This is a genomic window from Methylobacterium marchantiae (assembly GCF_042679825.1).
Classification (GTDB): Bacteria; Pseudomonadota; Alphaproteobacteria; order Rhizobiales; family Beijerinckiaceae; genus Methylobacterium; species Methylobacterium marchantiae.
Map to the genome: position 1 here is coordinate 1 of NZ_JBHTND010000014.1, position 12,380 is coordinate 12,380.

Sequence of the window (12,380 nt, forward strand, 5' to 3'; positions counted from 1 at the left end):
TGGCTCTGCGACTACAACAGCCGCAGACCCCACTCAGCCCTCGGCGGACACCCACCCATCAGCAGACTGACCAAGGACAACCTCCTTGGAAACGACAACTAGGGCGGTACTCGCCTGCGGTGATGCGACATCTGTGCGGTCATCGTTCTTCATGGATGATCGGCACGACGCAGCGCGTTTACATCGTACCCTCCGCCCCGAGGGGACTTCCCGACTTCGCCCCGCCCGGCCCGCGCCAGGCGGGGCTTTTGCTGTTCGAAGCTTTACCGGCCCTCATGGATACTCTGAAGGGCTATCGCGTTGGCTCCTTGTATTGACAGGAGCATCTATGAAAACGTTGGCCCTTACACTCTGCACCCTGGCCGTATCCTCCTTCGCTCTCGCGCAGATGACGACTGACGCCGATGCGCGCTCGCGCCATTCAAAGCGGGGCATGAGCAAAGCGGGCATGTCGGCCAATACGAGCGGAGGCCGTTACGGACGCGGCAGTTCGGCCGCATCCGGCAATTCCAGCCAGCCGGCGCGTGGGGCGGGTACCGGAAGCGCCGGCGGCGGGAGCGGCGGCAATGGCGGGCTGTAAGCTCGGCATTTCATAGGCATCGCCGGTGCAGGATCGGTTTTGGGACATCGCGACGGGCGCCCGTTAGGCGCCCGTTAGCCTCGAGCGCGGAGAATGGATGACGGTGTAGCGTTCCGCGGCGGCCCCTTCCGGGCGCCCCGCTCGATCCGGTGTGGCGTAACCTGCGATGGGATTGGGGGCCGGATTCGCGACACGACGGCGCCGGCTCATGGCCGGCTTCGTCGCGACGTCGATCATCACGGGCTCCCTCGTCTGGGGAGGCCAGGCCGAGGCGGCGCGCATCCTGTCGATCAAGGGCAACCAGCTCGGTCGCTACGGCCGTATATCCCTGACCTTCGATTCGGCGGTTCCGGTGAAGGCCAGGATGTCCGGCCTCGTGCTGCTCGTCAGCTATGGCGAGCGCAGCACGTCGGTGCCGGAGAAGATCACCGCCGAGATGCCGGATTTCGTCTCGATGGTGCGCCGCGACCCCGACGGGACCGGCCTGCGCATCGCCCTGCAGAAACCCTATCGCCTCAACGTCCAGAGTGCGGGTGAGCACGTCTTCATCGATCTGCTGCCCGAGGACTGGTCTGGCCTTCCCCCTCCCCTTCCGCCCGAGATCGTGGCCGAACTCGTCCGCAGGACGCAGGCGGCGGAGGCGGCCGTGCGTGCCGCGGCTCCAGTGATCGAGCCGAAGCGCCTGCCCCTCGAACTCTCGCGTCTACCCACCCTCACGCGCATCAGCCTCCGGCTCGCACCGGAAACCGTCGCCCGTTTCGAAGAAACCGGCCTGTCGACGCGGTTGACGATTCCCGGCGCCTGGCGCATCGACGACATCGCCGTACACGGACGGACCAAGCCCGCCATCGATACGCTGGCCGTGGAGCGCGACGCCGATGGTGCGCGCCTGACCCTGACGCCCGCCGCCGGTTACGAGGTCCGGACCGCGCGGGACGATGACGGCGTCACGCTCGACATTGTTCGGAAGGCTTCGCCGACGGCAGTCAAGGCCGGCCCATCGGACGCGAATGCCCAGGCGGCGACCTCGGCGAAGCAGGATGCTTCGCCCGTCAACGCGGCTCGGCCGAACCCGACCGTCGCACAGCCGGTGGCCGCGCCGCAGAAGACGATCGTCCTGCGTCCATCCGGACCCGGACTCGCCTTCCCGTTCCAGCGCCAGCCCGCCGCGGCCCTGTACGAGCGCGCCGGCATCGCCACCCTGGTCTTCGAGACGCCCGAACCGGTCGTCGTACCCGCGGGCGACCCGGTCTTCGAGTCCGTCAACGCGCCGCGCCGCCAGGGCGCCTTCGTCAATCTCACCTTCAAGGTTCCGCAGGGCCGACTGCTCGACCTCGTGCCCATCGGTGACGCCGATGCACCGACGGGCTGGGAACTCGTCGCCGGCGAGAGCCTGTCGGCCAGCGAGCCGCTTTCCGCCATCCGCAATCCGGAAGCCAGCGGTCGCATCGGCATCGGTATCCGCCTGCCAAATCCCGGTGGCTCGACCTGGATCGAACGCAACGGCGAGCGGATCGGCGTGGTGACCGGCTACGGTCCGAAGCCGGCGGGAATCCCCAAGCGGCAGGTCTTCGTGGATTTCGAGCTGTTGCCGAGCCGCCAGGGCGTCGCCATCCTCGCCAAGGCCGACGATCTCCTGGTGCGACCAGACATCGACGGCGTCTCGGTAAGTCGCGAAGGCGGGATGGCCGTCTCCGGCATCGCACGCCCGACCGAACCGGCGCTGAGTGCGGTGAGCGATCTCGCCATCGAGCGCCGGCCATGGGACGCGGCGAGAAGCGGCGATATCGGCGAGAACCTGCGTGAGCAGCTCAACGCCGTGGTCGAGGCTCCTCGCGCGGCGCGGGGACCGCTGCGCCTGGCTCTCGCCAGAAGCATGCTCGCCAACGGGCTCGGCGTGGAAGCCCTGGGTGCCCTGCAGGTAGCGGCGAGCGAGGACCCGGTCATGGCCGGACAGCGGGAGCTCGCGATACTGACTGCCGTGGCGAATACGGAGATGGGCCGCTACGCCGATGCGCGGAAGGCCCTCGACAGCGAGTTCCTGCGGACCGACCCGGAGGCGCGCCTCTGGAAGGGATATCTCGATGCCAAGGCGGGGCGCTGGCCCGCAGCCGACACCGCGTTCCGCGATACGGCCAGCGTCATCGAGCGCTATCCCGACGATCTTCAGGGCCTCCTGCGCACGGCGGCGGCGGAGGCGGCCATCGAGAACGGCGACTGGGCCGCGGCGACGAAGCAGATCACGACGGCATTGCCCCGTGCGGCGGAACGCTCCGTGACCGACCGCCTCGCCCTGCTGCGCGCCCGCATCGACGAGGTGACGAGCCAGACGAGCGCGGCCCTCGATGCCTATCAGCGCCTGTCGGAGACCGCGGAGAGGCCGATCGCGGCTGCGGCGACGTTGCGTGCGACGGTGCTCGCCCATGCGCTGGGCAAGCTGCCGGTGGCGGAGGCGATCGAGCGGCTGGAGACCCTGCTCCTCACTTGGCACGGCGACGAAATCGAGCAGAAGACGATCGCGGCTCTGGCCAAGCTCAACATGGAGGCCGGGCGCTGGCGGCAGGCTTTTGCGGCCTCGCGGAAGGCGGATGCCCTGGCGCCGGATTCGCCGATCAGCCGTGACCTCCACGACAGCGCCCAGGAACTCTTCGACGACCTCTATCTCAGCGAGAAAGGCGCGAAGATGTCCGGTGTCGAGGCGCTGGCGCTTTACTTCGATTTCAAGGACTTCGCACCGATCGGCCGGCGCGGCGACGAGATCGTGCGCCGCCTCGCCGACAAGCTCGTCGAACTCGACCTACTCGATTCGGCAGGCGAGTTGCTGCAGCATCAGGTCGACAACCGTCTCTCCGGCCCGGCCCGTGCCGGTGTCGCCGCGCGGTTGGCGACCATCCGTCTGATGGACGAGAAGCCGCTTCAGGCGCTTCAGGTGATCGACGCCACCTACCAGCCCGAACTGCCCGAGGATCTGCGCCGGGCCCGCGCCCTGATCCGTGCCCGCGCCCTGTCCGATCTGTCGCGCACGGATCTGGCCCTGGAAACGATCGAGGCCGAGACCGGTGCCGATGCCGAGCGCCTGCGCGCGGACATCCTCTGGACCGGTCGCCGCTGGCGTGAGGCCGGCGAGGCGCATGAGGCGATGGTCGGCGAGGCGTGGCGCCTGCGCAAACCCCTCAACGATGCCATGCGGTCCGACATCGTCCGCTCGGCCATCGCCTACGGTCTCGCCGGCGAGACTCTCGGGTTGGAGCGCCTGAGGGCGAAATTCGCCGAGCCGATGGCCGAGAGCGCGGATGCCCGGACCTTCGCGCTCCTGACCCAGCCGAATGCGGTGCGGAGCCAAGCCTTCCGCGAGATCGCCCAAAAAGCGACCAAGGCGGAGACGCTGCAGGCCTTCCTCAAGGAATATCGCAAGCGCTACCCGGAAGCCTCCGTGCCGCAACCGGCGCGGCAGGAGGGATCGCAGGCGGAGGCGCAGGGCAGCGAGCCGTCCCCGCCGCCCAAGGGCTGACGCGCTTCAGCGCCGGAACGGGACCGGGCCGTTCATCCCCGGCCAGTCGGAATAGCCGGTGGCACCGCCGCCATACCAATAGGCCTTGGGCGCTTCGGCGAGCGGTGCGCCGGTCCGGAGCCGGTCGACGAGATCCGGATTGGCGATGTAGGGCCGGCCGAAGCTGAACAGGTCCGCCCTCCCCTCAGCGAGATCCTTCTCGGCGAGTTCGAGCGTGTACTGGTTGTTGCCGATATAGGCGCCCTTGAACCGCTTGCGGATCTGGCCGAAATCGACCTCGTCCGGCACGTCGCGGGTCTGCTGGGTGACGCCCTCGATCGTGTGGACGTAGAGGAGGCCGAACCCGTTCAGGGCCTCGACATAGGCGCCGAAGGTCGCCTTCGGATCGCTGTCGAGGGGCGTCTTGCCCGGCTCCGTGGTCGCTGGCGACAGGCGGATGCCGACGCGCTGCCCGCCGCCCCAGACCTCGGTCACCGCTTTCACCACGGCCAGGGGAAAGCGCAGGCGGTTCTCGATGGAGCCGCCATACTGGTCGGTGCGATGATTGGTGGAATCGCGCACGAATTGTTCGAGCAGGTAGTTGTTGGCCGAGTGGATCTCGACGCCATCGAAGCCGGCGCGCTTCGCATTCTCGGCGGCCCTGCGATAATCCTCGACGATGCCGGGAATCTCGTCGGTCTCGAGGGCGCGGGGCGTCACGTGCGGCTGCATGCCGGATGTCGTGAAGGCCATGCCCTCCGGCTTCAGGGCCGAGGGCGCCACGGGAAGCTCGCCGTTCGGCTGCACGTCGGGATGCGAGATGCGGCCCGTATGCCAGAGCTGCAGGAAGATGCGCCCGTCGTTGGCATGAACCGCCGCGGTGACGGCCTTCCAGCTCTCCACCTGTACGTCGGTCCAGATGCCGGGTGTCAGGGCATAGCCGACGGCCTGGGGCGAGATGTTGGTCGCCTCCGAGATGATGAGCCCGGCATTGGCGCGCTGGGCGTAGTAATCCACCGCGAAAGCCGGGGGAACGCCCTCGTCGGACGAGCGGCTCCGGGTCAGCGGCGCCATCACGACGCGGTTCTTCAGGGTGAGGTCGCCGAGGGTGAAGGGTTCGAGGATCGGGCTCATGAGGCGGGAAAATCCTTAGCGGGAAGCGTCCGTGAAGGCCGAAGCTGCCTTCGGGCACCATCCCCGCCCGCCGGCGCCGCCCTTGCCGATCTCTCCGCGCGAAAGACGCGAGAGCGATGGGAATGCGGCCGGCCGGGGCGGGAAAGGCGTGTCGAGCGGGCAATCGCCCTTCGTAACGCCTTGTTCCCCCGACGCGCCCGCAGCCAGCGCCGCGCCCTTGCCTCAATACCCCCGGGCGGCGATGGATTCCGACCAGTTCACCGCCCGGCGCGCCATGCTGATATGCTGGCGCTCGTACATCCGGCCTTCGACCTTGATGGCGCCGCGCTTGGCATTCTCGGGCTTGTCGAACGCCTCGATCACCAGGGTGGCGCGCCGCACCTCTTCCTCAGTCGGAGCGAAGGAGGTGTTGGCCGGCTCGAGCTGGTTGGGATGGATCAGCGTCTTGCCGTCGAAGCCGAGATCGCGGGCCTGCCGGCACTCGGTGCGGCAGCCCTCGACATCGCCGATATCGTTCCAGACGCCGTCGAGGATGGTGAGGCCCTCGGCACGGGCGGCGGCAAGGGTGAACATCATCCAGGGCAGCATCGGCACCCGCCCGGGGACGAGTTGGGCCCAGGTGTCCTTGGCGAGGTCGTTGGTGCCCAGCACGAAGCAGGTGAGCCGCGTACGCCGGTCGCGGCGGGCCTTGGCGATCTCCTGTATGTTCAGGATCGCAGCCGGCGTCTCGATCATCGCCCACACGTCGATGCTTTCCGGCGCATCGAGGGCTTCGAGATGGTTGGCGATGCTCTCCAGCACCGCCGGGGAAGACACTTTCGGCATCAGGATGGCATCGGGACAGGCTTCGATCGCCGCCTTCAGGTCGGCCTCGCCCCATGGGGTCTGCGGGGCGTTGACGCGAATCACCAACTCGCGGCTGCCGTATCCGCCGCCCTTCACCGCGGCGCAGACCTGCTCGCGGGCGAGCACCTTCTCGTCCGGCCCGACGGCGTCCTCGAGATCGAGAATGAGGGCGTCGGCCTGCAGCGTCTTCGCCTTGTCGAGGGCTCTCTGGTTCGAGCCGGGCATGTAGAGAACGCTGCGGCGCAGGCGAAGATCGGACATGAACGCATTCCAGTGACGATGCGGTGCAGCTTAATGCAACGAGGCTGCCGAGACAGCCCTGCGGATTTAAAATGCGTGTCGATGGCGCACGATTGATAGCGTTGGTTCCTGCCCCGGCGAGGCGGGTGCCTGTCGCACGACAGGGCCGCAGAGAGCCTGTCGAAGCCGTTCCACGCACGATTCCCGAGAACCCAGTGCAGAGATGCCCCTCCTCCATGTTCCGCACCGGATCGCCTGCCCGATGTCGCGAGAGACGGAAGCGCGTGACACGAGACCGGCCGCAATCCTTCGCCCTGCGCCGGAGAAGGTCCCCGCCGTGACCGGTGGATCATGACCGGCGAGACCGCCCGCCCCTACACGTCGACGCAGGACGGCGTTCGGCTCGCCGTGCGTCTGACTCCGCGAGCGAGCCGGACCGGTCTCGACGGGATCGTGGAGACGGCCGACGGACGCGTTTGCCTGCAGATGCGGGTCGCCGCACCGCCGGTGGAGAGAGCCGCCAATACGGCGCTCGTCGCCGCCATCGCTGCGGCACTCGGAATGCGGCGATCCGATATCCGCATCGCTGCGGGTGAAACGGCGCGGCAGAAAATCCTGGCGCTCGAAGGCGACCCCGTCATCTTCGCCGCGCGCCTCGAAGCCTGGATCGCCGGCGCGCCACGCCGGTGTTGAACCGGTTTTCAGAACAGGCGGCTTCCGTCCGGAACGGGATGATCGGGACGGAACAGCACGACGGCGCCGTTGGCGTCGGCGAAGCCGAGGGTCAGCACCTCGGACAGGAACTTGCCGATCTGGCGCGGCGGGAAATTCACCACCGCCGCGACCTGCCGGCCGATCAGGTCTTCAGGTCGGTAATGCTCGGTGATCTGGGCGCTCGAACGCCTGGTGCCGATCACGGGGCCGAAATCGACGGTGAGCTTGATCGCGGGCTTGCGCGCTTCGGGAAACGGCTCGGCGGACACCACCGTGCCGATCCTGATATCGACGGCCAGGAAAGCGTCGAATCCGATCGGCGCCGCGGCGGAGGCCGTCGAGTCGTGGTTCCCGTGCATGTCCGGCCTCCTGCCTTCGCGTGAGGTTCATGCCGTCCGAAGGGTGCGGCGCTTCTTATCGGCGGACGACCATTGCATGAGGCCGACCATCACCAGGATCGTGCCGAGATAGACTATGACCTGGAGCCCCGTCGGGCGGTCGGTATAGCCGACGAGGGCATGGAGCACGCGGCCGACCATGCTGCCCTCGGCCAGGATGCTCGCGGTGTTCCACAACGGACGGTCCAGCACGGTGACGACGCCGGCATTGGTGAGGAACTGTGCCGCCTGGGCCGCGAGACCGGCGGCGAGGAAGATGATGAGCGCGCTCGTCACCGAGAACACGTAGCGGGTCGGGATCGCCGCGAGGCCGAAATAGCTCACCGCCGACAGGAGGATTCCGGCACCGACGCCACTCAGCGCACCGATCTGCAGGTCGGGACCGGACGTACCCGACGCGACGAGACCGTAGAGGAACAGTACCAGTTCGGCGCCCTCCCGCAGGATCGCCGCGCCGACGACGAAGGCGAGGGCCATGGCCGTGCTCTCGCCCCTGCGCACCGCTTCGCCGGCCGCCTTCAGCTCGTTCGCGAGTTCGCGCCCGTGGCGGCTCATCCAGGTGTTGTGCCAGATCAGCATGAGGACGGCGGTGCCGAGCACGGCGGCGTTGAGGATGTCCTGGCCCGCGCCTTCGAACGCGTCGGAAATCCGTTCGGCGAAGAGCGCCACAAGGCAGGCGCCGGCGAGGCCGCCGAGCACGCCGAGACCGATCCAGCGACCGCGCCCGGCGATGCCGCGCGTGGCCGCCAGCACGATGCCGATGATGAGGCCGGCCTCGATGACCTCGCGAAAGGCGATGACGAACGCTCCGATCATGCGGAGATCTCCTTCGATGTCGCGGGCGGGCGGCGGAGGCGCCCTACCAGATCCAGAACAGAAGCACCCAGCCGGACACGGACAGGGTGGCGGCGGCGGCGATGCAGGCCGTGGCACCAGCCCGGCGCCATCCGCCGCTCGAAAGTCCCGCCACCTGCCAGGCCAGCCACGCGCTCAACAGGCTCGCGCTGATGAGCAGACCGGCCCGCAGTTCGGCGATGTAGGGGATGGCGAGCCCCTCGCCGCGCAGGAATGTGACGGTGAGGGCGGAGAGACCGAGGAACACGCCGCATCCCGCGATCGGGATCAGCGTCTGGGTCAGGTGGTGGAAACGCGGCCAGGACCAGGGTCCGAGAAACCACGTGCCGAGAGCGACGAGGACGGACAGGCCGATCCCGAGGATCACCGTCGCAGCAGCGATATAGCCCAGCAGCAACCCGCCATCGAGCAGGGTCATCACATCGTTGTGCTCGGGATAGTTGGTGAGCACGAACCAGGGCAGCGTGGTCTCGAGCGGCCAGACCATGCCGCGCTCAACCAGCCAGGTGGCGAGCCATTGCTTGGCGTCGATGAACCAGGGGCTCGACGACCATTGGAAGGCGCCGGCCGCAAGGCCCATCATCCCGAACAGAATCAGGACCGTCTGTTCGAGGCTGGGCTCGGAGCCGGCCACATGCACGATCTCGTAGGCCGGTGAGCGCCGGGCGAGGCGAACCGCGCCGCGATAGCCGCTGCAGCGCCCGCACATGTGGCAGGCGCCCGCCCCGCGCATGGTCTTCACCGGTACCAGGGGCGCGCAGTTGAACGAGGTTCCCTTAGGTTTCTCGGATGCGACCCAGGCGGGGCGATCGACCTGGAAACTCACCGGAGCGAGCTTGGCCAGTACCGCGAAGACGCCGTTCACCGGGCAGAGGTAGCGGCACCAGACGCGCTTGTTGCGGCCATAGACAAGACCCACGGCGATCGCCGCCACGGTGGAACCGCCGAGCACGGCGAGAACCGGTTTCGGGTAGCCATAGACGCTGACCATCTGGCCGTAGACGGTGGTTCCGGCGAAGGCGATGAACGGCCAGCCGCCCCAGGTGATCCAGCGCGGCACCGCGCGTCCGAGACTCCAACGGCTCGCGAATTCGGTGAGCGTGCCTTCGGGGCAGAGCACACCGCACCAGGCGCGCCCGACGAGGACCATGCTCACGAGGACGAAGGGCCACCAGATGCCCCAGAACGCGAATTGCGCGAGGACGGTCAGGTTGTTCCAGAGATGGGCCGTCCGATCCGGCAGCGGCAGGAAGGCGGGCACTGCCACGAGGACGAGATAGACCGCCACCACCGCCCATTGCACGCTGCGGATGATTCCACCGTGGCGCTGCAGCCAACGGCCGAGTTCCGCAAGGCGCTGGTCGATCCAGGCTTCGCGCAGGTCTGTCGATGCACCCGCCGCCATGGCGCTACTTCGCTACCAGCTTGGCTTTGGCGTCCGGATGGAAATCGTCGAAGACGTCGTAGGTGCCGGGGTCGAGGGTGCGGAACACGATCCCCGAGGTCGAGCCGGCGGCAAGCGCCTTCTCGCGTTTCAACTCCATGCTCTCGAACTCCACCGGCGAGGTGCCGGTATTGCTGATCTCCAGCTTGAAGCGGGTATTGGCCGGGACTTCGATGATCTTGGGGATGATCACGCCATCCTTCATCTCGACCTTGATGACGGGCATCTCGTCGGCGCGCGCAAAACCGACGCCTGCGGCCATGATGACGCAGACCGCGAAGGCGAGATGGCGGGCGACCGTTGCCGATTTCTGCGGCGCGGGGCTCAATACGCCCCCTTCTTGCCGGTCCCGGCAAAGGTGAAGTCCTGGATCAGGTCGAACGGCTTGAACCATTCGGCGACCCCCGTCTCCTTGTCCACGTGACGGCCGAAATGCTGGTTCTTGCCGGGAGGCGCCACGGTGAGCTTCAGCCGGTAGCGGCCGGGACCGTTCAGCTTGACGTTGTCGCCGTAATGCGGGCCATCATTGGCGACCATCGGCATCAGGGCACCGCTCACCTTCGGACCCGTGGCGGCATCGCCTTCCAGTTTCGTCAGCTCGAAGGACACGTCGAGCGAGGGCAGCCAGTCTCCTTCGGCGAAACCGTTGCGGTTGTCTTTGGCCGCGCGGATATCGGCTTCGAGATGGATGTCGGATTGCGCGGCGGCGCGCATCATGTCCGGCGGGTCCATCTCGACGGGCTGCAGGTAGACGGCCGCCACTTCCAGCCCGTCCCGCGTCACATGCGGTCCGATCGGCGTCTCCTTGGCGAAGGCCGAGCCCGGGCCGAGGGCCGCGAAGGCCATCAGGCCAGCGGAAAACAGAGCGGAGTGAGTGATCTTGCGCATCGTGGTTAGCGCGTAAACCAGCCCTCCGCCGAAGCAAAGATGCTTCTTCGCCACATCGATAAATCAGAACAATTCCAATGTATTAGTGGTCACGACGTGAGGATCGCCCAAAGTCCGCGAAAGACGGTCCTGGCGGTGCGCGAGCGCCCGTCCGCCGGGCGTCGGTCGGTGCCGCATGTGCCGGGGATCGGAGCATTAACGGAGCCGCGACGAATTCATGCTGTGGTGAAAGGGCTGGCACCCGACTCTGGCCGGAGACATTCGCTTCCATGGCGACCGCGATCGGTTCCCTCGTTCAGCAGCTCGACCTCACCATGGCCGAGTTTCCGACGCTGCGCCGTGCAATGATCCTGCGCAATCTCGCGACTCTTTTCGCTGACTACGCCCCGCGTCTGGGCAGCGAGCATATCCATGCCTTCGACATGGTGATGCTGCATGTGGCGCGAACGATGGACGAGGCCGACAGAAGCGAACTGTCGCGCCGTATCAGCTCGATCGCGAATGCTCCGCCGAAGCTGATCCGCGATCTCGCCTTCGACCCTACGGAAGCCGTCGCGATCCCCGCTCTGGAGCGGGCGACGGTCCTGACGGACGATGATCTCGTCGCGATCGCGCGCGCCTGCGGGCAGCCGCAACTCCTGGCGCTCACCCGCCGGAGAACGCTTGTCGAACTCGTGACCGACATCATCGTCGAGCGTGGCAATGCGGAGATATCCCGCGCACTCGCGCGCAACCTCGGGGCGAAATTGTCCCTCGAGGGCTACACACGCCTCGTCGGCAGGAGCCTGTCCGACCCCGAACTCGCGGCGAGCCTCGGCAAGCGCGGAGACGTGCCGACAATGCTGATGCCGAAGATGCAGATAAGCAGCGGCTCGCCTTTCATCGGCATCGAGACCTCCGCCACCATACCGGATCCGGCCCTCTTCGCAGCGGAAGTCTTCGTCGGTGGCCAGGCCCGCCGCGGCGAGATCACCGAGGCGGTCCTCGTCGGCTGGCTCGATTCCGGTCGCGAGACGGAGGCGCTCGTGGCGTTGGCCCGCCTCGCTGGCGTCCCGAGCCGGACGGCGATCGAGGCCTATCACGCCTCGTCCTACGAGCCTTTGCTCTACCTCGTCCGCTCGGTCAGATTCGGCTGGAAGATCCTGAAACTGTTCATGGCGACGAAATCGGAACGGGAGACGCCTCCCGAGGTGATGCGAGGCATGATGGAAGCGTTCCAGGCCCTCTCCGTCACGACGGCGCAACGGGTCGTCCGCATGAATGCGGCGCGCAGCCGGATCGATACGCAGCATGACTGATCGCACCGATCTTGCCTTCCGCCAGGACGCCCCCGCGAAAGAGCCGGCCTTCGCTACGGCTCCTCTCGGACCCGATCCGCATTGCCTCCGATGAAGTCCTCACACGGCCCGATCTTTCCCATGCGACAGCTGCAGATCGACATCGCGAAGAACTTCGATAACGCCCGAGAGAAAGTCGCGGCCTACGATTCGGCCGGCGAGGACCTGCCCAGCGAGCTACGACGCTGGATGGAATATGCGACACGCTTCATCGAGCCTGACTACACGATCCGCGATTTTCAGCGGACTGTCCTGGAAAGGGCCGACAGTCTCGTCGGCCTCATGAGCCAGTCCCCGCGCGCGAGCGCCCAGTCCATCGACACTGCGAAGGCTCATCTGCTCACCGCGTTCGACGACCTGCAGAGCGCCATTCTGAAGCACGGCATTCTCACGCCGGGCGGCGAGAAGGTCGGCCTCGGCATCGCCGGCAAGCCGATCTGAAAGGCTCGCCGGC

General features: G+C 67.3%; 11 protein-coding genes. 4 read left to right on the forward strand and 7 right to left on the reverse strand.

What is annotated here, in order from left to right:
* Positions 1 to 788: 788 nt before the first annotated feature.
* A complete protein-coding gene (locus tag ACFQ4G_RS11585) occupies positions 789 to 4,091 on the forward strand; it encodes a tetratricopeptide repeat protein (protein ID WP_238206637.1) in 3,303 nt (1,100 codons plus the stop codon).
* 6 nt (positions 4,092 to 4,097) lie between these two features.
* On the opposite strand, the gene ACFQ4G_RS11590 is transcribed toward ACFQ4G_RS11585, so the two are convergent.
* Both ACFQ4G_RS11590 and ACFQ4G_RS11595 read right to left on the reverse strand, forming a co-directional pair.
* Positions 4,098 to 5,204 (reverse strand): alkene reductase, encoded by a 1,107-nt coding sequence (locus tag ACFQ4G_RS11590; RefSeq protein ID WP_238206627.1) that lies wholly within the window; start codon positions 5,202 to 5,204, stop codon positions 4,098 to 4,100.
* Between the two features lie 222 nt (positions 5,205 to 5,426).
* Positions 5,427 to 6,311: an HpcH/HpaI aldolase/citrate lyase family protein gene (locus tag ACFQ4G_RS11595; protein ID WP_238206625.1), complete on the reverse strand. Its 885-nt coding sequence runs from the start codon at positions 6,309 to 6,311 to the stop codon at positions 5,427 to 5,429.
* Positions 6,312 to 6,641: 330 nt separating this feature from the next.
* Here ACFQ4G_RS11595 and ACFQ4G_RS11600 point away from each other — a divergent pair, with 330 nt between their 5' ends.
* Complete coding sequence (locus ACFQ4G_RS11600; RefSeq protein ID WP_238206623.1) at positions 6,642 to 6,983, forward strand: DUF167 family protein; 342 nt, start codon at positions 6,642 to 6,644, stop codon at positions 6,981 to 6,983.
* A gap of 8 nt (positions 6,984 to 6,991) precedes the next feature.
* On the opposite strand, the gene ACFQ4G_RS11605 is transcribed toward ACFQ4G_RS11600, so the two are convergent.
* The 5 genes from ACFQ4G_RS11605 to ACFQ4G_RS11625 form a co-directional block, all read right to left on the reverse strand.
* The gene (locus ACFQ4G_RS11605) at positions 6,992 to 7,363 is read right to left on the reverse strand and encodes a tRNA-binding protein (RefSeq protein WP_238206621.1); all 372 of its coding nucleotides are present in this window, start codon (positions 7,361 to 7,363) and stop codon (positions 6,992 to 6,994) included.
* A gap of 27 nt (positions 7,364 to 7,390) precedes the next feature.
* Positions 7,391 to 8,218: an FTR1 family iron permease gene (locus ACFQ4G_RS11610; RefSeq protein WP_238206619.1), complete on the reverse strand. Its 828-nt coding sequence runs from the start codon at positions 8,216 to 8,218 to the stop codon at positions 7,391 to 7,393.
* Positions 8,219 to 8,261: 43 nt separating this feature from the next.
* The gene (locus ACFQ4G_RS11615; RefSeq protein ID WP_238206610.1) at positions 8,262 to 9,662 is read right to left on the reverse strand and encodes a 4Fe-4S binding protein; all 1,401 of its coding nucleotides are present in this window, start codon (positions 9,660 to 9,662) and stop codon (positions 8,262 to 8,264) included.
* Between the two features lie 4 nt (positions 9,663 to 9,666).
* The gene (locus ACFQ4G_RS11620; protein ID WP_238206652.1) at positions 9,667 to 9,963 is read right to left on the reverse strand and encodes a cupredoxin domain-containing protein; all 297 of its coding nucleotides are present in this window, start codon (positions 9,961 to 9,963) and stop codon (positions 9,667 to 9,669) included.
* 62 nt (positions 9,964 to 10,025) lie between these two features.
* On the reverse strand, positions 10,026 to 10,589 hold the full coding sequence (locus ACFQ4G_RS11625) for an iron transporter (RefSeq protein WP_238206608.1): 564 nt from the start codon (positions 10,587 to 10,589) through the stop codon (positions 10,026 to 10,028).
* A gap of 269 nt (positions 10,590 to 10,858) precedes the next feature.
* Here ACFQ4G_RS11625 and ACFQ4G_RS11630 point away from each other — a divergent pair, with 269 nt between their 5' ends.
* Together ACFQ4G_RS11630 and ACFQ4G_RS11635 are read left to right on the forward strand one after the other, a co-directional pair.
* Entirely contained in the window at positions 10,859 to 11,887 is a 1,029-nt protein-coding gene (locus tag ACFQ4G_RS11630) for a DUF2336 domain-containing protein (RefSeq protein WP_238206606.1), read from the forward strand.
* A gap of 120 nt (positions 11,888 to 12,007) precedes the next feature.
* The gene (locus ACFQ4G_RS11635; RefSeq protein WP_238206604.1) at positions 12,008 to 12,367 is read left to right on the forward strand and encodes a hypothetical protein; all 360 of its coding nucleotides are present in this window, start codon (positions 12,008 to 12,010) and stop codon (positions 12,365 to 12,367) included.
* Positions 12,368 to 12,380: the final 13 nt, after the last annotated feature.